General features: G+C 65.5%; 20 protein-coding genes. 7 read left to right on the forward strand and 13 right to left on the reverse strand.

What is annotated here, in order from left to right:
- Nucleotide 1 precedes the first annotated feature (1 nt).
- The 3 genes from galK (at nt 2) to U1H99_RS21660 (ending at nt 4,330) form a co-directional block, all read left to right on the forward strand.
- Entirely contained in the window at nt 2-1,093 is a 1,092-nt protein-coding gene (galK, locus tag U1H99_RS21650) for a galactokinase (RefSeq protein ID WP_323143793.1), read from the forward strand.
- Nucleotides 1,093-2,901 (forward strand): glycoside hydrolase family 2 protein, encoded by a 1,809-nt coding sequence (locus tag U1H99_RS21655; protein WP_323143794.1) that lies wholly within the window; start codon nt 1,093-1,095, stop codon nt 2,899-2,901. The genes galK and U1H99_RS21655 overlap by 1 nt, the downstream gene beginning before the upstream one ends.
- A 178-nt stretch (nt 2,902-3,079) precedes the next feature.
- On the forward strand, nt 3,080-4,330 hold the full coding sequence (locus tag U1H99_RS21660; protein WP_323143795.1) for a glycosyltransferase: 1,251 nt from the start codon (nt 3,080-3,082) through the stop codon (nt 4,328-4,330).
- Nucleotides 4,331-4,481: 151 nt separating this feature from the next.
- Here U1H99_RS21660 and U1H99_RS21665 read toward each other — a convergent pair whose 3' ends face one another.
- From U1H99_RS21665 to U1H99_RS21695, 7 genes are all read right to left on the reverse strand, one after another.
- Nucleotides 4,482-5,090, reverse strand: a complete 609-nt coding sequence (locus tag U1H99_RS21665; RefSeq protein WP_323143796.1) for a hypothetical protein — start codon at nt 5,088-5,090, stop codon at nt 4,482-4,484.
- A 256-nt stretch (nt 5,091-5,346) separates the two neighbouring features.
- Nucleotides 5,347-5,748, reverse strand: coding sequence for a VanZ family protein (locus U1H99_RS21670; protein WP_323143797.1), 402 nt, complete (start codon nt 5,746-5,748; stop codon nt 5,347-5,349).
- 155 nt (nt 5,749-5,903) lie between these two features.
- Entirely contained in the window at nt 5,904-6,224 is a 321-nt protein-coding gene (locus tag U1H99_RS21675) for a hypothetical protein (protein WP_255517242.1), read from the reverse strand.
- 601 nt (nt 6,225-6,825) lie between these two features.
- Complete coding sequence (locus U1H99_RS21680; protein ID WP_323143798.1) at nt 6,826-7,602, reverse strand: SDR family NAD(P)-dependent oxidoreductase; 777 nt, start codon at nt 7,600-7,602, stop codon at nt 6,826-6,828.
- A gap of 43 nt (nt 7,603-7,645) precedes the next feature.
- The gene (locus U1H99_RS21685; protein ID WP_323143799.1) at nt 7,646-8,143 is read right to left on the reverse strand and encodes a TPM domain-containing protein; all 498 of its coding nucleotides are present in this window, start codon (nt 8,141-8,143) and stop codon (nt 7,646-7,648) included.
- Nucleotides 8,143-9,003: a TPM domain-containing protein gene (locus tag U1H99_RS21690; protein WP_323143800.1), complete on the reverse strand. Its 861-nt coding sequence runs from the start codon at nt 9,001-9,003 to the stop codon at nt 8,143-8,145. The genes U1H99_RS21685 and U1H99_RS21690 overlap by 1 nt, the downstream gene beginning before the upstream one ends.
- Nucleotides 9,004-9,016: 13 nt before the next feature.
- Entirely contained in the window at nt 9,017-9,628 is a 612-nt protein-coding gene (locus U1H99_RS21695) for a LemA family protein (RefSeq protein ID WP_323143801.1), read from the reverse strand.
- A 152-nt stretch (nt 9,629-9,780) separates the two neighbouring features.
- Here U1H99_RS21695 and pyrF point away from each other — a divergent pair, with 152 nt between their 5' ends.
- Nucleotides 9,781-10,602 carry an orotidine-5'-phosphate decarboxylase gene (pyrF, locus tag U1H99_RS21700; RefSeq protein WP_323143802.1) on the forward strand — a complete coding sequence of 274 codons (822 nt, stop codon included), beginning with the start codon at nt 9,781-9,783 and terminating at the stop codon, nt 10,600-10,602.
- 36 nt (nt 10,603-10,638) lie between these two features.
- Here the strand turns inward: pyrF and sbcB are convergent, their stop codons facing one another.
- Both sbcB and U1H99_RS21710 read right to left on the reverse strand, forming a co-directional pair.
- Complete coding sequence (gene sbcB / locus U1H99_RS21705; RefSeq protein ID WP_323143803.1) at nt 10,639-12,087, reverse strand: exodeoxyribonuclease I; 1,449 nt, start codon at nt 12,085-12,087, stop codon at nt 10,639-10,641.
- A gap of 115 nt (nt 12,088-12,202) precedes the next feature.
- On the reverse strand, nt 12,203-12,625 hold the full coding sequence (locus tag U1H99_RS21710; RefSeq protein ID WP_323143804.1) for an Rrf2 family transcriptional regulator: 423 nt from the start codon (nt 12,623-12,625) through the stop codon (nt 12,203-12,205).
- Between the two features lie 114 nt (nt 12,626-12,739).
- On the opposite strand from U1H99_RS21710, the gene U1H99_RS21715 reads away from it, so the two are divergent.
- Complete coding sequence (locus tag U1H99_RS21715; protein WP_323143805.1) at nt 12,740-13,450, forward strand: alpha/beta fold hydrolase; 711 nt, start codon at nt 12,740-12,742, stop codon at nt 13,448-13,450.
- Complete coding sequence (locus tag U1H99_RS21720; protein WP_323143806.1) at nt 13,447-13,731, forward strand: hypothetical protein; 285 nt, start codon at nt 13,447-13,449, stop codon at nt 13,729-13,731. Before U1H99_RS21715 ends, U1H99_RS21720 begins: the two co-directional genes overlap by 4 nt.
- Before the next feature lie 9 nt (nt 13,732-13,740).
- Here the strand turns inward: U1H99_RS21720 and U1H99_RS21725 are convergent, their stop codons facing one another.
- Complete coding sequence (locus tag U1H99_RS21725; protein WP_323143807.1) at nt 13,741-14,700, reverse strand: GGDEF domain-containing protein; 960 nt, start codon at nt 14,698-14,700, stop codon at nt 13,741-13,743.
- 117 nt (nt 14,701-14,817) lie between these two features.
- On the opposite strand from U1H99_RS21725, the gene U1H99_RS21730 reads away from it, so the two are divergent.
- The gene (locus U1H99_RS21730) at nt 14,818-15,624 is read left to right on the forward strand and encodes a helical backbone metal receptor (protein WP_323143808.1); all 807 of its coding nucleotides are present in this window, start codon (nt 14,818-14,820) and stop codon (nt 15,622-15,624) included.
- 113 nt (nt 15,625-15,737) lie between these two features.
- Here U1H99_RS21730 and U1H99_RS21735 read toward each other — a convergent pair whose 3' ends face one another.
- The 3 genes from U1H99_RS21735 to U1H99_RS21745 form a co-directional block, all read right to left on the reverse strand.
- Complete coding sequence (locus tag U1H99_RS21735) at nt 15,738-17,069, reverse strand: NUDIX hydrolase N-terminal domain-containing protein (protein WP_323143809.1); 1,332 nt, start codon at nt 17,067-17,069, stop codon at nt 15,738-15,740.
- An 85-nt stretch (nt 17,070-17,154) separates the two neighbouring features.
- Nucleotides 17,155-17,538 carry an HPF/RaiA family ribosome-associated protein gene (locus tag U1H99_RS21740; protein ID WP_141828465.1) on the reverse strand — a complete coding sequence of 128 codons (384 nt, stop codon included), beginning with the start codon at nt 17,536-17,538 and terminating at the stop codon, nt 17,155-17,157.
- Between the two features lie 114 nt (nt 17,539-17,652).
- Nucleotides 17,653-18,339, reverse strand: a complete 687-nt coding sequence (locus U1H99_RS21745) for a DUF1345 domain-containing protein (RefSeq protein ID WP_323143810.1) — start codon at nt 18,337-18,339, stop codon at nt 17,653-17,655.
- Between the last annotated feature and the right edge of the window lie 6 nt (nt 18,340-18,345).

Here is an 18,345-nt window from a genome sequence, read left to right on the forward strand (position 1 = left end):
CATGAACAGTCCCGAGACCTTTTTCGGCGGCGCCCCCGAGGCGCTCGCAGCAGCCCCCGGCCGCGTCAACCTGCTGGGCGAGCACACCGACTACAACGACGGTTTCATGCTGCCGGTGGCGACGCCGCAGCAGACCGAGGTCGCGCTGGCGCGCAGCATCGACGACCAGCACCACCTGTACTCGGACACGCTGGACGGCAACGTCACCTTCGCCGCCAAGGGCGGCAGCGCGCCGCAGGGCTTCGGCAGCTATATCGAGGGCTGCATCCGCCTGGTGGAAGCCATGGGCGTCGCCATTCCGCCGCTGCGCTTCTACGTGACCACCAACCTGGCGGTCGGCTCCGGCCTGTCATCCTCGGCCGCGCTGGAAGTGGCGACGCTGCGCGCGCTGCGCCAGCTGCTGGGCTTCGAACTCGACGACGTCAAGCTGGCCCAGATCGCCCAGCGCGCCGAGATCGACTATGCGCGCGTGAACTGCGGGATCATGGACCAGATGGCGTCCAGCCTGTGCGACGAGCGCAACATGCTGTTCATCGATGCGCGCACGCTCGAACACCGCCTGGTCGGCCTGCCGCCGGAGTCCGAACTGATCGTGGTCGATTCCGGTGTGCCGCGCACGCTGGCGGCCAGCAAGTACAACGAACGGCGCGCCGAGTGCGAGGAAGCCTCGCGCAAGCTCGGCGTGCGCGCGCTGCGCGACGTCAGCGATCCCGAGGCCGTCGAGACCCTGCCCGATCCGCTGCGCCGCCGCGCGCGCCACGTGGTGCAGGAAAACCTGCGCGTGCTGGAAGCGGCGCAGGGGGTATCGGCTGAACGTTTCGGCGAACTGATGAACGCGTCGCACGACAGCCTGCGCGACGACTACGAAGTTTCGATTCCCGAGCTCGACCGGCTGGTGGACGCGCTGCGTGCCGCCCCGGGCGTGCTTGGCGCACGCTTGACGGGGGCGGGATTCGGCGGGGCCACGGTTGCACTGTGCCGCGCCGGCTCGGCCCGTGAGGCAGCACATGCAGCACTTTCTACCTACAACAAAGCAGGAGGCCAGGGAAGCATCCTGATCCCGGTCTCGACCCAAAGAAAGGAACAACAATAATGAGTCAGTTCGAGTATCCCCGCCCCCAGCTGGTACGCGACAATTGGATCAACCTCAACGGAAAATGGCGTTTCCGCTTCGATGACGAACTGGTGTCCAGGATGCCGCAGGGCGTCGACGGCTGGACCCACGAGATCAACGTCCCGTTCGCGCCTGAAACCGAACTCAGCGGTATCCAGGACACCGGTTTCCACCGGTTCTGCTGGTACGAGCGCGACTTCGACCTGGCGCCGTCCGAGCAGCGCACGATCCTCCACTTCGGCGCGGTCGACTATTCGGCCAAGGTATGGGTCAACGGCCAGCTGGTGGCCGAGCACGAGGGCGGCCATACGCCGTTCTCGGCCGATATCACCGAAGCCCTGAAAGCCGACGGCAAGCAGACCGTGACCGTGTTCGTCGAAGACGACCCGGCCGACCTGGCCAAGCCGCGCGGCAAGCAGGACTGGCTGCTGGAACCGCACTCGATCTGGTATCCGCGCACTACCGGCATCTGGCAGACCGTGTGGATCGAACAGGTGTCGCGCACCTTCATCCGCTCGCTGCGCTGGACCCCGATCTTCGAGACCTTCGAGATCGGCTGCGAGGTGTTCGCCGGCGGCGACATCCAGGAAGACATGGTCGTCGAAGTCAAGATCTGGCACGGCGAGACCCTGCTGGCCGACGACTTGTACAAGCTGCTGGGCGGCGAGGCCAACCGCAAGATCGCGCTGTCCGACCCCGGCATCGACGATTCGCGTAACGAACTGCTGTGGAGCCCGGAGCGTCCGACCCTGCTCGACGCCGAAGTGATCCTGCGCTGCGGCGACAAGGTGGTCGACCACATCAAGTCGTACACCGCGCTGCGTTCCTTCCACATCAACCGCGACCGCCTGCTGCTGAATGGAAGGCCATATCCGTTGCGCCTGGTGCTGGACCAGGGCTACTGGAACGAGTCCTTCCTGACCGCACCGTCCGACGAGCACCTCAAGCGCGACGTCGAACTGGCCAAGCTGATGGGCTTCAACGGCGTGCGCAAGCACCAGAAGATCGAAGACCCGCGCTACCTGTACTGGGCCGACAAGCTGGGCTTGCTGGTGTGGGAAGAGATGCCGTCCGCGTACCGCTTCTCGCCGCACGCGATCAAGCGCATCGTCAAGGAATGGACCGAAGCGATCGAGCGCGACTACAGCCACCCCTGCATCATCGTGTGGGTGCCGTTCAACGAATCCTGGGGCGTGCCGAACCTGACGCTGACCCAGGCCCACCGTAACGCGGTCGAGGCGCTGTACCACCTGACCCGTACCCTGGATTCGACCCGTCCGGTGATCGGCAACGACGGCTGGGAAGCCTCGGCCACCGACATCCTGGGTATCCACGACTACGACAGCGACCCGGAAAAGATCAAGGCGCGCTACGAAGTCACCGACCCGGTACGCACCCTGTTCGACCAGCGCCGCCCCGGCGGCCGCATCCTGACGCTGGACGGTTTCCCGCACCGCGGCCAGCCGATCGTGCTGACCGAATTCGGCGGCATCGCCTACGACCCGAACGCGACCCCGGAAGACGGGACCTGGGGCTACACGCGTTCCCAGACAGCCGAGAGTTATCACGCGCTGTACCAACGCCTGCTGAAGGTGGTCAACGAGACCTTCATGTTCAGCGGCTTCTGCTACACACAATTCGCCGACACTTTCCAGGAGGCGAACGGCCTGCTGAACGCCGACCGGACGCCCAAGCTTCCGTTCGAGGTCATCAGTGCCGCCACCCGTAACGTCCCGCTGCAGAAGCGCGACATGCAGGAGGAGGGAGACGGGCCGGCCGCCGCCTGAAGCGTTCCACGGAGCTCGCCATGACGTAGTCCTGTGCCATCGGCGGCGGCCGCCCGCCGCCGATGCGCGCCTACCTGTCGCGAAGGAGCATCCGCAAGAAACGCCGGTGGTCGGCCGCAGTACTGCAACGTTTTTATGATCAACCGACCGCCCGGACCGGGCGAATCAAGGAGTTACTATGACTACGATCGTCGTTTTCAGCCACCTGCGCTGGGATTTCGTTTTCCAGCGTCCGCAGCACCTGCTGTCGCGGCTGGCCCAGCATTATCCGATCCTGTTTGTCGAGGAACCGGAATACGATGACGGCGCTCCGTTCATGCAACGATCCAGTCCGGCTCCCAACGTGACCGTATGCCGCGCGCATACCCCGATCCATGGCGCCGGCTTCCACGACGAGCAGCTGCGCCTGCTGCAACCGATGGTCGCGCAGCTGGCACCACCAGGAGAGGACGTGATCGCCTGGTTCTATACGCCGATGGCGCTGCCGCTGCTGCAGGCCCTGCAGCCATCCCTGGTGGTCTACGACTGCATGGACGAGCTGGCGTCATTCAAGAACCCGCCGAAACAGCTGCTGCAGCGCGAAAGCGCGCTCCTCAACACGGCCGACCTGGTGTTCGCCGGCGGCCCCAGCCTGTACGAAGCCAAGAAGAACCGCCACCCCAATGTGCACTGCTTCCCGAGCAGCGTCGACGTGGTCCATTTCCAGCAGGCGCTCGACCGCGAGCGCGTGCACCCGCAACAGGCGGACATTCCGCATCCGCGCCTGGGCTTCTATGGCGTGCTGGACGAACGTTTCGATCCGGAGCTGGTCGGCGAAGTGGCCGATGCCCATCCGGAATGGCAGATCGTGCTGGCCGGCCCGGTGGTCAAGATCGACCCCGAGCGCCTGCCGAAGCGCGCCAACATCCATTACCTGGGCCAGCAGTCGTACACGGTGCTGCCCGACCTGCTGGCCGGCTGGGACGTGTGCCTGATGCCGTTCGCCATCAATGAAGCGACCAAGTTCATCAGCCCGACCAAGGTGCTGGAATACATGGCGGCCCAGCTGCCGATCGTGAGCACGCCGATCGCCGACGTCGCCAATCCCTACGGCCACGTGGTCGCCATCGCGTCCTCGGCCCAGGAATTCATCGCCGCCTGCGAAGCCGCGCTGGCGCAGACGCCTGAACAGCGCCGCCACATGGTCGAGGCCATGCTGGCGGTGGTTGCCGCCACCTCCTGGGACAACACCGCCAAGCGGATGGCCGAGCTGCTGGAATCGGCGCCGCCACGTGCCGACGCCGCTGCGGATGCCGGCACGAATGCCCCCGCTGCGGCCATGGCGCCGGCTGCCGGCGTGGTCCGGGTAGCGATGCCCGGGGCTGCCGGGGCCGCCGCTGCGTCCGGCACGGCCGCGGCCGCGGCCAAGGCAGCGCCGCGGCGCGCCTGAGATCTGCGGGACCCGGCGCGCGCGCCCACATACCGGCCTGCGGTGGCTTCCACCGCAGGCCGGTATGCTGTCGACTCAGGTTTGCTGGGGCTGTTTCCGACCGGTTCCGGCTTGGCCGGCTGTGTTCGACTTGGTCTGGCGCTGCCCGCACTCAGTGCTGGATGACGCCGGCGCTCAGCGACACCCGGTCGCCGCTGCGGAAGTCCGGCGTGGACGACTGGCTGATCACCTGGGTGCTGCCGTCGTCCATGTGCAGGGTCACGCGGTAGGTGCGGTCGCTGCCGGACGAGCTGGCAGTGCTGCCGCCCGAGCTGCTACCCAAGGCCGACGAGGCGCCTGCAGTGCCTTCGGTGGCACCCGCGCTGCCCTGGCCGGGCACGACTTCGATCGCCGCGACGGTGGCGTTCGGGCTGGCGCTGGGGGCGAGTGCGGTACTGCCGCCGGTGGCGCCCTGGTCGGTGTCGGTGCCGGAACCGGACGTGCCCGAGGTGCCGGAGGTACCCGAGCTGCCCGAGCTGCCGGAACCCGACTGGTCGTAGCCGGAGATGCTGCCGCTGCCGCCGCCGGTGCTGCCCGAACCCGCGCTACCCGAGCTGCCGGTGCCGCCGCCCCAGCCGGCCGAGCCGCTGGTACCGGTGCCGGCACCGGTACCGGACATGCCGCCGGCCGAGCCGCCTGCGCCGGTACTGCCGGCGCTGCTGCTGCTACCGGTGGCGCTGCTGCTTTCGGTGCCGGTGGTGCCACTATCGCCGCCGCGCATGGAACTGCACGCGGACAGGCCAAATGCCATTGCCAGCAAGCCCGTCAGTAACACACTCTGGTGTCTTCGCATCATGTTCGACTCCTTTATGGAAACAATATCAGGGTAAGAGCGCGTAGCGCTCCGAGTGCGTGACGATGCCGCGTGCCACTCGGGTAAGAGGCATGTTTGGTATCCGCGTTCCAGCTGACTCGGGTTGAACATGAGCCACGTCAAAGACGCGGCCCGTCTAGGGGAGGTTCTGGCAAGGCTGCGCCTAGCGCTTCGCCGCCGGCACGGCTTTCGGCAGCAGCAGGCACAGCAGGGCGGTAACGACGATGGCAGCCGTGCAGTCGACGGCCCAGTCATGGACCTTGGCGCCGCGGTAGGGGAAGAAACTCTGGATGAACTCGTCGCCGGCGCCCATCACGGCCACCGCCAGCACGGCCTTGACGGCGCGCGCGGGCATGCTGCCGCTGCTGCCCAGGAACCACAGGGCGGCCAGCACCGCGTACGCGATCGAGTGCAGGACCGCGCCCGACGCATAGTGGCCGATGTCGGCGCGGGCGCCCGGCAGGTTGCCGATGACCACGATGGCCAGGTACATGAGGATGGCGCAAGCCATGAGGAGCAGGCGCAGCCTGGGGTGTTGGAGGAGGGTGGACAGAGCAGCGGTCATGGCAAGCCGGAAGATAAAAGGCTTACCTTACCATGAGGCATGGTGACGTGCAGCGCAGCGGCTGCGGTAGCGGGCCAGCGCGCTATCCGCCCTGCTGGTCCGGCGTGCCGTTGTGCGGACGTCGGCCGAGGGCGCGCATGGGTGGCGGTACGGCGTCAGATCGTGAGCGCCGGGGTGCCGTTCGGGTAATGGGCGTCGAAACAGCTGGTGCAGTCCGCGCAGAACAGGTGAGCGATGCGTACCGATGACTGGCGCAGCACGAGCTTGAGGTGGCCGCTCTGGCATTTTGGGCAGAACTCCCGGACGCTGCCGAAAGTCAGTACGTGAAGGGGCTGGCCTTCATCGTCAACATGATCGACCACCAGGCGCGGGTTGAGCTCGCTGAGGACCAGGGTGTCGTCCGGCTCGTTGCGGCGCTGGCGCAGGGTAGGTGTGACATGCTGCTGAGGTGGCGACATCGTTTCGCGTAAAGTCATTGGACTGGCTCCATGTCTGATTGTCGAAGAGCCCCCGGCTTGCCCTGAAGCCTTGTCAGGTACTCTCATTCCCCACGTGAATTGTTTAGAAAACGCGAGGCGCGAAATTAATCATAGCGGAATCCCAAGATGGTTCAAGCCCATGGAAGCTGAATGCCGCCTTTCCTGTTGGGCGCTGCAACAAGGATACGGAACACGCACGGCACAAAAAAAAGTGCCCGCCAACGGAGAGGCGGGCACAACCCAAGATCGGGCCAAGAGACGCGGAAATTGGTGCGGTGTATCGCATTGGAATGCGTTACACCTTGCTGCGATCACGCATATCGGTTGCGTGTATGCAGGTGAAGCCAGTATAGGATGGGAATGTGACTTGAACGTGACACAGCTCAAGCGGAATGTAATTGACGGCGAACGATTGCAGTTGTGTCCGGTCTCGCGCTGCATGCAAAAAAAAAGCCCGCTTGCTTGGCGGGCTTCAAACTATTTTCTTGGAGGAGAATAGTGGAGACAGGTGCATTATGTTGCAGCGCCAAATATAAGTCTAATTCTTCTTTCGGATACCAGACATCAGGAATCCTGATAACAATCTGGCAAACCTTGTTTACGCCGTGACCGGCACCGTGTAATTCAGCGCCATCCGTCCGCCGTCCGCATACAGGGTCTGGCCGGTCATGTAGGACGCATCGTCGCTGGCCAGGAAGGCAGCGATCGCCGCAATCTCCTCGGGCTCGCCACAGCGGCCCAGCGGGGTGCGCGACAGGATCGTGTGGCGCGCTTCCGGGCTGCCCATCACGGCCTGGCGGGCGAGTTCGGTCAGGATGGTGCCGGGGCCGATCGCATTCACGCGGATGCCATGCTGGGCCAGGCTGATCGCCGCCACCCGCGTCAGCTGGTTGACGCCGCCTTTCGAGACGACGTACGGCACCTGGTTCGGAATCGTCAGCTCGGCATTCACGCTCGACATGTTGATGATGCAGCCGCGATTGCCGTCGCCGCCGCGCTTGACCATTGCGCGCGCGACTGCCTGGCTGCACAGGAACATCGATTTCAGGTTGACGCGCAGCACGCGGTCGAAGTCTTCCTCGGCCAGGTCGAGGAAGTCGGCGGCATGGGTGACACCGGCATTGTTGACCAGGATGTCGACCTGGCCGAAGGCCTGCAGGGTCGCGGCCAGCATGGCGTCGACGTCGGATTTCTGGCTGACGTCGGCACAGAAGAAGCGGGCTGCGTCGCCGAGCGCTTCGGCCGCGGCCGCACCTTCGGGGCGCACGTCGACCAGCATCACGCGTGCGCCGTCGCGCACCAGGCGCTGGGCGCAGGCAAGGCCGATGCCCTGGCTGGCTCCGGTGACGATGGCGACTCTCTGGGCAAGTTTCATGGCGGGTTGTCCTTGTGGGCTGCTGAAAGCCGCCATTCTATATTCATAGCATGAGCGGTTGGTCGGGCAGTTCGTTCGGACGCGCGCCGTTCGTAGGGAAGTGGCGGCGCAGCAGTTCGTTGACTTGCTCGACCGCGGCCAGCGCCGCCCCATGGTAGTCGCCATGGGCGAAGCCCTGGGTCATCGTGCTGCAGACGGCTTGCCAGGTGGTGGCGTCGATCTTGCGGTCGATGCCGCGGTCGGCCACGATGTCGACCTTGCGGTCGGCCAGGTTCACGTAGATCAGCACGCCGCAGTTGTCCTCGGTGTCCCAGATGCCATAGTCGGCAAACAGGGCGATGGCGCGCTGGCGGTTGCTGACGCCCGACCAGGCCGCCGACAGCGGCAGCGCGCGTTCGATCACCAGCCGCACTTCGCCGCGGTGCGTGCGTTCGCCGGTGGCGATGGCGGCCGCGAGCGCCGTCAGCGTCGCTTGCGGGAAAGCGCGTTCGGCGGCGCTGCGGGTGCTGCGCAGGTGGCGCAGGGCGCGTTGGATATCCATCACCAGTCTCCCGAGGCGCCGCCGCCGTCAAAGCTGCCGCCACCGCCACCCGAGAAGCCACCGCCACCCGAAAAACCGCCGTCGCCGGAAAAGCCGCCGCCGCGGGAGCGGTCGTTGCCCATGTTGCTGAGGATGCTGCCGAGGATGAAGCCGGTGGCGCCGCTGTTCCAGCCGCTGCCCGGCTGCGCCAGGCGCGCGCGGCGTGGACGGAACATCGAGCGCAGGACCATGATGCCGATGACGATGAAGAAGATGCTGCTCAGGATGCCAGGACCGCCGACGTCGCTGCCCTGTGCGCTGCCTTGTGCGGCGGTACCGTGCTGGGCCTGCGGGGCCGGGAATTTTTCCTGGTTCAGCAGGGTCGAGATCGCGCCCACGCCCGCGACCAGGCCGCCGTAGTAATCGTTCTGGCGGAAGTGCGGGGCGATGGTGTCGCGCAGGATGCGGCTGGACTGGGCATCGGTCAGCACGCCCTGCACGCCGCGCCCGGCTTCGATGCGCAGGCGCCGCAGCGCGCTCGGGTTGTTGCGCGCGACCAGCAGCAGCACACCGTCGTCGACGCCCTTGCGCCCGAGCTTCCAGGCTTCGACGACGCGGATGCTGTACTGCTCGATCGCTTCGGGTTCGGTGGAGGCGACCAGCAGCACGGCGATCTGGCTGCCGGTCTGGCGTTCGTAATCGGCAAGCACGCCTTCCAGGTGCTGGCGCTGGTCCGGCGTCAGCATGCCGACCTGGTCGGTGACGCGCGCCGCGTACGGCGGCACCGGCTTGAACGGTTCGCCCTGTGCCAGCACTGGCCCTGCACCCGCCAGCAGCAGGACCAGCAAACCGGCCCACATCAGGCGCAGCAGGGCAGGCATGGCAACCCGGTCCTTATTTGCCAAAATTCACGGTCGGCGCCGTCGAGATCGCCGCTTCGTTGGCCACCGTGAACGAGGGCTTGGCCTGGTAGCCGAATGCCATCGCCGTCAGGTTGGTCGGGAAGCTGCGCACCGTGACGTTATAGTCCTGCACCGCCGAAATGTAGCGCTGGCGCGCCACCGTGATGCGGTTCTCGGTGCCTTCCAGCTGGGATTGCAGGTCGCGGAAACCGGCATCGGCCTTCAGCTGCGGATAGTTCTCGGACACCGCCATCAGGCGCGACAGCGCCCCCGACAGTTCGCCCTGCACCTGCTGGAATTTCTGGAAGGCTTCCGGATTGTTGAGCACTTCCGGCGTGATCTGGAAACTGGTGGCGGCGCTGCGCGCCTTGGTCACGGCTTCCAGCGTATCCCGCTCGTGCGACGCATAACCCTTGACCGTGTTGACCAGGTTGGGGATCAGGTCGGCACGCCGCTGGTACTGGTTGACCACTTCGCCCCAGGCGGCCTTGGTGGCTTCGTCCTTGGACTGGAACTGGTTATAGCCGCAGCCCGACAGCAGGACGCTGCTGAAAAGGGCGGCCATCAGCAGGCCGGACCAGCGCGTGAACAGGGAAGGCTTCATGGTAAATCCGTAGCAAGTTGTCGAATAGCTAAAAATATACCCGAAATGGCAAAATTGCGGCGTACTGACGACGGGCCCCGCCGATGGCAACCCTCGGCGCCGGTCCGGCGCAGGCTACAATACGGGGTTTGCAACAAGATACGAGGCCTGCCATGAACTTCATCAACAAGCTGAATGCCGCCTGGACCGGCAACGACTCCCTGCTGTGCGTGGGCCTGGACCCCGACCTGGCGCGCCTGCCTGCGCCCCTGCGCGATCGCCCGGACGGCATCGTCGAGTTCTGCAAGGCCATCATCGACGCCACCGCCGACCTGGCCTGCGCCTTCAAGCCGCAGATCGCCTATTTCGCCGCCCTCGGCGCCGAGCGCCAGCTGGAAGCGATCTGCAGCTACCTGCGCGCCAAGTACCCGCACATCCCGCTGATCCTGGACGCCAAGCGCGGCGACATCGGCGCCACCGCCCACCAGTACGCGCGCGAAGCGTTTGACCGCTACGGCGCCGACGCCGTCACCGTCAATCCCTACATGGGCTTCGATTCGGTCGAGCCCTATATGGAATGGGAAGACCGCGGCGTGATCGTGCTGTGCCGCACCTCGAACGCTGGTGGGTCCGACCTGCAATTTCTCGACGCCGGCGGCCAGCCGCTGTATCAGCACGTGGCGCGCCTGGTGGCCGAGAAGTGGAACAAGAATGGCCAGTGCGCGCTGGTGGTCGGCGCCACCTTCCCCGAGGAACTGGCGCAGGTGCGCAAGATCATCGGCGACATGCCGCTGCTGGTACCGGGCATCGGCGCCCAGGGCGGCGACATCGCCGCGACCGTGCACGCGGGCCGCACCGCGGCCGGCACCGGGATGATGATCAATTCGTCGCGTGCGATCCTGTACGCGGCAACGCAGGACGGCGAGGACTTCGCGGCGGCGGCGCGCAGGGTGGCGCTGGAGACGCGCGATGCGATCAACCAGTACCGCCGCTGATCACCCCATCAAGCACCCCGCCAGGCACGCCCCTGGTCAGTTAGGCTCGGGCGCAATCGCTTCCGCGTAATCGTAGAGCGCGCCGAGAATCGCCTCGGCGCGCTCGTCCGCCGTCTCCGACAGCGCATCGATTTCCCCAAACAATTGATCGACCGAGCGCGCGCCGCCGTCGCCTTCGAACAGGCGTGCTGCGCGGTGCGCGTCCCAGGTCTGCATTTCCTCGGCATTCAAGGTGTCAGGGAAATTGCGCGCCCGATAGCGGAAGAACAGTTCTTCCAGGCGCGGATCCTCGAACGAAGGCCGGCTGCCCGCCAGCTGCGCCGGCGATTCGGCGCGCAGCGATTCCAGCCGGCGGCGGTCGCCGCTGGAAACAAAGCCGCCATACAGGTCTTCGTCGACATCGGGCGCCGCCGGCGCGGCATGCTTCTGGAACACCTTGGCCCACACGGCCGCCATGTCCGGTCCGCCGGCGGCGATGCGCGCGTTTGCCAGGCAGCGTTCCAGGTCGATGTCCCATTCCACCGCCTTGGCGGCGTTCAGGGTTTTCAGGTTCCCGACCAGCATCGGCGACTTGTTGAGGTGCACGCTCTTGATCGGCAGGCGCGTCATTCCTTCCGGCATATCGGCGCTGCGGGTGAACATGCGCTGGCGGATCACGTCCACGCTCAGCGCAAACAGTTCCGAAGGGTCGTGGCGGCAATCCCAGACCAGCACCTCGTTCTTGTTGGTCGGGTGGGAGGCGATCGGCCAGACCACGGCCAGGCAGCCGCGTTCGGCCGGGAACATGCCGGACACGTGCAGGAAGGGCTGTCGCTGGGCGCGTTCCAGGTGCAAGCCCATTTCCGACGCTACCTTGTCCTTGCGCCGCAGTTCCAGGCAAAAATCGAACAGCTTGGGCTGCTTGCTGCGGATCAGGCGCGCCAGTGCAATGGTGGCGCGCACGTCGGACAGCGCGTCGTGCGCGGCTTCATGCTGCAGGCCGTTGGCCTTGCTGAGGTCTTCGAGGCGGAAGCTGGGCTTGCCATCCTCGCGCTTCGGCCAGGCGATGCCGTCCGGACGCAGCGCGTAGGTCATGCGCACCACGTCCAGCAAATCCCAGCGGCCGCAGCCGTTCTGCCACTCGCGCGCATACGGGTCGATCAGGTTGCGCCAGAACAGGAAGCGCGTGACTTCATCGTCGAAGCGGATCGTGTTGTAGCCGACCCCGACCGTGCCCGGTTCGCTGAAGGCAGCGCAGATGGTGGCAGCGAATTCGTGCTCGGGCACCCCGTGTTCGAGGCAATGCTGCGGCGTGATGCCGGTGATCAGGCAAGCCTGCGGATCGGGCAGGTAGTCGGGCGCCGGCTGGCAGTACAGCATGATCGGCTCGCCGATCTCGTTGAGTTCGGCATCGGTGCGGATTGCCGCGAACTGCGCAGGGCGGTCGCGGCGCGGTTCGGCGCCGAAGGTTTCGTAGTCGTGCCAGAGGAAGGTGTGGGTGCTCATGTTGGAATGCTGCGGTGCTCGAATGAGTTGCGAGCCGCCATTCTAACGTGTCGTCCTTGCTGGGCCCAGCAGTCCATCAATGCTTCCATGCGAACGTCTGGCCTGCTATGCGGTCTCAGCCCATCGTTTCGCCCGCATGCCTGGCGAGCGTGCCCAAAGTTACCGATTCCATTTGTTCCAGCATGAAATCTTCGGTCGTTTGAAAGACGGCATGCAGTCCAGCGACCACGGCCTGCTCCACCGGGCAGCTCTTGTGATCGATCGCAGCATCGATGGCCAGGGCAGGTGGGGACCCAAGCGCCTCATAGACTTCGCGGACAGTGACATTGTCGATGGCACGCGCCAGCGACCAGCCACCACCGACGCCGCCGTCCGACCTGACGAGGCCCGCCTGTTTCAAGGGTGCCATCGTACGGCGAACGACCACAGGATTCGTATTGAGCATGAGCGCAATCGTGTCCGAAGTCGTTTTCCCGCCGCGTTTGTCCATGTGAATCAACACATGAATCATCCGCGATAGCCTGCCGTCTCGTCTCATCACTACCTCGTCGTGGTCTTGCAAAGAATTCGTAACCCGACATGTTACGCGACTTGACCTCGGCATATGCGTAACATATGATGTTACACATAGCTTCGCAAAAGGAGGGTGTGCATGCAACGCAAATCGGTCGACGTCAATGGCGTGACACTGTCGTATCTCGAAGCGGGTGAAGGGACCGCCATACTGCTGTGCCACGGTTTTCCCGAAACTTCGCAGTCATGGCACAAGCAAATACCGGCGCTGGCAGCGGCAGGCTACCTTGCCATCGCACCTGATCTGCGGGGCTATGGCGACTCCTCGCAGCCACTTTCGGTCGACGAGTACACCATGTTTCATGTGGTAGGCGATCTGGTCGCCCTGATGGATGCGCTCTCGATCGAACGCGCGCTGGTCGTCGGTAACGACTGGGGCGCTACGATCGCATGGCAGATCGCACTCATGCGCCCTGACCGCGTGAGCGGCGTGGTGTCATTCGGGGTGCCGATGATGGCCCGGTCCCCGGTGGCACCGACGCAAATCTTCCCACGCACCAAGAATGCGCTGTTCTATACGCTGTATTTCCAGGAACCGGGTGTCGCTGAACGAGAACTGGAGCGTGATGTTCGTGCCACGCTGCGCAAGATCTACCACGCCGCATCGGGCGAAGCGGGTGCACGGCGGCCAGGAGACGCTACCCCGAATCCGTTCGGCATGGTCGAGCCTGAACACGGGATGCTGCGAGACCTCCCTGAACCGGAGCGTCTGCCTGAGTGGCTTTCGAAAGATGATTTCGAATCGTATGCGGCGTCTTTCGCACGCAGCGGTTTTCGTGGGGGGGGGTGAATTACTACCGGAACCTGGATCGCAACTGGCAACTGCAATCCAGCCTGGAAGGCATGCAAGTCAAAGTGCCCGCGTTGTTCGGTATCGGGTCGCGCGACGTCGGACTTGCGATCCCCGGCATGGATCAGATCATTGCCGACATGCCCAAGCTGGTGCCGCGTCTGCGCCGCCCTGTCGTCCTCGACGCCGCCGGGCACTGGATACAGCAGGAGCGCGGCGATATCGTCAACGAATTGATCTTGTCCTTTGCCGCGACACTGGACAGCACCGGCCACGGCTAAGGTGCAGGCTCAGCTGCAGATGCGGTTGCGGCCGGCCTGCTTGGCCCGGTACAGCGCGGCATCGGCAGCGGCGATCAGGGCCAGCTCGTCCTGCTCCGGAGTGAGGGTGGCCAGGCCGAAGGAACCGGTGACATGCGGCAAGGGCAGGCGCATGTCGGTGAACACGGTGGCGTCGCGCAGGCGGCTGCACAGGCGCTCGGCCACCAGCATGGCGGCCTGGGCGCCGGTATTCGGCAGGATCGCCATCATTTCTTCGCCACCATAACGCACCGCAAAGTCGGACGGGCGCAGCGCATCCTTGATCACGCCGGCGGCGGTGACCAGCGCATGGTCGCCGAGGATGTGGCCATGGGTGTCGTTGAAGCGCTTGAAATGGTCGAGGTCGATCATCACCAGCGACAGCGGGGTGGTGTCCTTGCGCGCGCGCATCACCAGCTTGGGCAGCATGTCGGCCAGCCAGGCGCGGTTGTACAGGCCGGTGAGGCCATCGTTGAGCGACAGCTGGCGGTAGAACTCGCCCAGCTTCTGGCGCCGGCGCAGCATCGCATTGGCCTTGCGGATGCCGAAGGACAGCAGCCGCAGCAGGTTGCGGGCGATGCCGTTGTGTTCATCGATCAATTGCCATAGCAAATCAGCGTCGATCACCAGCAGTTCGGTGTCCTCGAGCGCGGTCATGGTGTCCAGGTTGGCGGCATCGTCCAGCACCGATTGCTCGCCCACGCTCCCGCCCGGGGCAATGCGCTCGACGGTGGCGTCGCCCATCGCGGTCTCGGCGGCCACGCCCAGCGCGCCCGAGAGCACGATGTAGAGGTGGGCGCGTACGCTGTCCTGCAATTGTTCGCCTTTCGTCAGGCGCACCACCTTGCAGGGCGCGAGTGCCCGCGTGACGGCCGGGGTCACGGCATCACGGAACAGTTCCAGGTCATGGATGTCGTAGCGCGAAGCGCCGAAGCTGTCGATGAGGTCCATGTGCGTTCTTTGTTTCCGGGGATGAATGCGTGTTAACAATACCGCATCATACCCCATTGGTTCCGATGCCCGTGTCTGACACGCGCGCAGGTCAACATTAAGTGTTTCAATAGCGGCATGAATACATCCAAAGACTTCATCGACGCCATCGGCCGGCGCCACCTGCCAACCGCGGATGCCCGCATCGTCTGCCTGGTGCCGTCGATCACCGAGCTGCTGTGCGAGCTGGGCCTGGCGGCGCGGCTGGTGGGCCGCACCGGCTTCTGCATCCATCCACACGAGGTCGTTGCCGGCATTCCCAAAGTGGGCGGCACCAAGGACGTCAACGTCGACAAGATCCGCCGGCTGGCGCCGACCCACGTCGTGGTCAACATCGACGAGAACGAAAAGCCGACCGTGGAGCGTCTGGCCGAATTCGTGCCGCACGTGGTGGTCACCCATCCGAACGTCCCGCGCGACAACCTGGCGCTGGCGCGCCTGATGGGCGGCATCTTCGGCGCCGAGGCGGCGGCCGAGCGCTGGTGCGCGGCCTTCGAGGCCGAATACGCGGCCCTGCGCGCATCCGCGGCGGGACCGCAACGGACCGTGCTCTACTGCATCTGGCAGGATCCGTGGATGAGCGTGTCCCAGGATACGTATATCGCGAGCATGCTGGCCGAGCTGGGCTGGCGCGTGCCGGTGCTGGAAGCCGGCGTGCGCTATCCGCGTTTCCAGTGGTCGGAAGAATTGGTGCGCGGACTGGATGCGGTCCTGCTGTCGACCGAACCCTACCGCTTTACGGAAGCGCACGCGGATGCGCTGGAAAAGCAGATCGGCATTCCCGTGCTGCTGGTGGACGGGGAGATGATGTCGTGGTACGGCAGCCGTGCGCTGGCCGGACTCCAGTATCTGCGCCGGCTGCGTACGATGTTGGAAGGCATCTAAAGCGTCAACAAAATCTCCAGGGCAGGGGATGCGGCCCGCCGACGCATTGTCGAAGACAGTACGGTAGTACGGCGAGACGATGCAACGCAGCCATGGCGGTTTTGTTCGACGCTTTAATCGCACTCGGTCGGCAGGTCGGGCTGGCTTGCATAAGCGAACAGCCGCTCCAGCTGAGGCAGCGTGATGCGCCCCGTGGACAGGTCCAACCCTGCCAGCTCGCCGCGCGCCACCCAGCGCGTCTCAAGGGTCTCCGAGGTCTCGGCCTGCAGCTCGCCGTCCAGCACCCGGCACAGGATGACCGCCTTGTAGATGCTGAAGGCCTGGGGCGGATGCGGATGGCGGCGCATGTCCCACAAGGCCACCAGGCGCAGCGCCTGCACACGCAGTCCGGTTTCTTCGCGCACTTCCTTGACCGCCACTTCGAACGGCGTGCAGCCGACGTCGGCCCAGCCGCCCGGCAGCGACCAGCGCCCGCCGTCGCTCTTTTCACGCACCATCAGGATCTCGTCCGCTCCGCGGAACAGCACGGCGCGCACGTCGACCTTGGGTGTCGGATAGCCGCGCTCGGCCGCGACGGCCTGCTCGAAGAAGGGAATCGGCAGGCCGGTCAGGTGGCCCAGCATGCGCTGGCTGAGCGCCAGGATTTCCTGGTAGCGCTCGGCGTCGTAGACATGCGGATCGTAGGCCAGTCCGGCCTGGGCCAGCGCCTGCAGGCGCTGGGCGATGCCGAGCCATGCCGTTGCCGACACATCGGGTGCCAAGCCAGCGACGGCCGGTGCCGCCAGCCGCGGCCACAACCAGTTGCGCAGTTCGTCAACCGTCGCCGCCAGCAGGTCGGGTGCCAGCGCGCGCAGGGTGGCAGGATCGGCGGTGCCGGCCCAGGCCGCGGACACGACCGCGACGCCGGCCGCGCGCGCCGCCGCCACGTCGCTCGGGGCGTCGCCGATATACACGGCTTCGCCCGGCGCCATGTGCCAGGCCGCCAGGATGGCCTGCAGGGCCTCGGTCTTGCGCGGTCCGTGCGGCGAGCCGGTTTCGACGATCTCGAACACGTCTTCCAGGCCGAACCGGCGCAGCGACAGCACGGTGCTGCGCGCGCCCTTGCCGGTGACCATGCCCAGGCGCACGCCCCGACGGCGCAGGTCGCGCAGCAGCTCGGCGATGCCGGCGAAGGGCGCCGGACAGTCCCCGTGCAGCCGTTCGTAGTGATCCAGGTAGGCCGCCAGCGCGGTATCGTAGTGCGCGGGCACCAGCGCGCGGATCGTGCCTTCCTCGGACGGACCGAAGGTGGCGACGATCTCGGCATCGCTCACGGCGCGCCCGGCGGCGGGTTCGATGGCATGGCGGAAGGCGCGGATGCACAGGGGCAGGGTATCGGCCAGGGTGCCGTCGAGGTCGAACAGCACGGCGCGGAAGGGGCCGGCGGCAGGCAGAGCAGTAAGCATGGGCATGGACGGTGAGTGATGGGTATCCTGTGCTGCAATAAAAAAGCCGGCATGCGTGCCGGCTTCGGTGCGGATCGGGGTCCCGTTACTGGTTATCGGTCAGGCCCTTGTACGATTCCGGATCGACGTCCGCGCCCATCGGCAGCGGATCGCGCTTGTTCTTGTCGGCCAGGCGGCCCAATGCGCTGTCCAGTGCGCGCTTGAGCTTGCCGGATGCGCCGGAAATCGACAGGTGCAGGTTTTCGGCATGGGCATGCACGACCACCGGCTCGTAACCGGCCACGCGCGCTTCCATCATGCAATAGTTGTCGCCGTCGGCGTGCTTCTGGCCGTTCTGGTTGCTCAGGTGAACATCGACGCGGCGGACTTGCTCGAAACGGCCGATGCTGGATTCGACGGCTTCGCGGACGCGTTCGTCCAGGCCCTGGTGGCGGTCGATGGTGTTGTCGGTATTGATATTGATTTCCATAAATCGCTCCACTAATGAATATTGTTGAAACGATCTTACCCCCTTCCATGCGCGTTCTACGTTCGCTACTGCACCGTGAACGCGCATTCGTCAGGCATATTCAGGAATCGCGCTTCAGGAATCGATCAAGCCCGCGGCAATATTGATCGACAACCCGAGGATCAGCAGGTTGAAGAAGAAGGCCAGCACCGATTGCCCCAGCACCAGCTTGCGCATGGTACGCGAGGCCACCGCCACGTCCGAGGTCTGGACCGCGACCGCGATCGTGAACGAGAAATACAGGAAATCCCAATAGTCGGGTTCGAATTCGTCTTGCGGAAAGCGCAGCGGCGGCTCGCTGTTGCCGTCGCGGTAGTAAACGTGGGCGTAATGGAAGCTGAACAGCACGCCGACCAGCAGCCAGGTGCCGATCACGGTCAGCGCCGTGAATGCGTAGCGCATGGCGGCATCGTGTGCCGGCACATGGCCCTTCTGCGTCAGTTCCGAGATGATCGCATACAGGCTGACGCCGGCGCCGGCCAGCAGCGTGGCCAGCACCAAGCCCGCGCTTTCGTCCTGCCTGCGCGCGATCTCGCGCACCCGGCCATGGTCGGCGCGCGCGACCAGCCAGGTCATGCCGAGCAGGTAGCTCCACACGCCGGCATTCCAGCCCACCAGCGCCTGCCGCATCCAGCTGCCTTGCGCCGGCCAGAGCGCGCCCACCAGAACGCCGAATCCGATCGCGAGCGCCAGGTAGGGACGGTTGAGCACCAGGCGGTGCAGCAGGCGCATGTCGCCCAGTGTTTCCTTCAGCGAGGCCATGACGGG

It is taken from the genome of Massilia phyllosphaerae (genome assembly GCF_034659755.1).
Classification (GTDB): domain Bacteria; phylum Pseudomonadota; class Gammaproteobacteria; order Burkholderiales; family Burkholderiaceae_D; genus Telluria; species Telluria phyllosphaerae.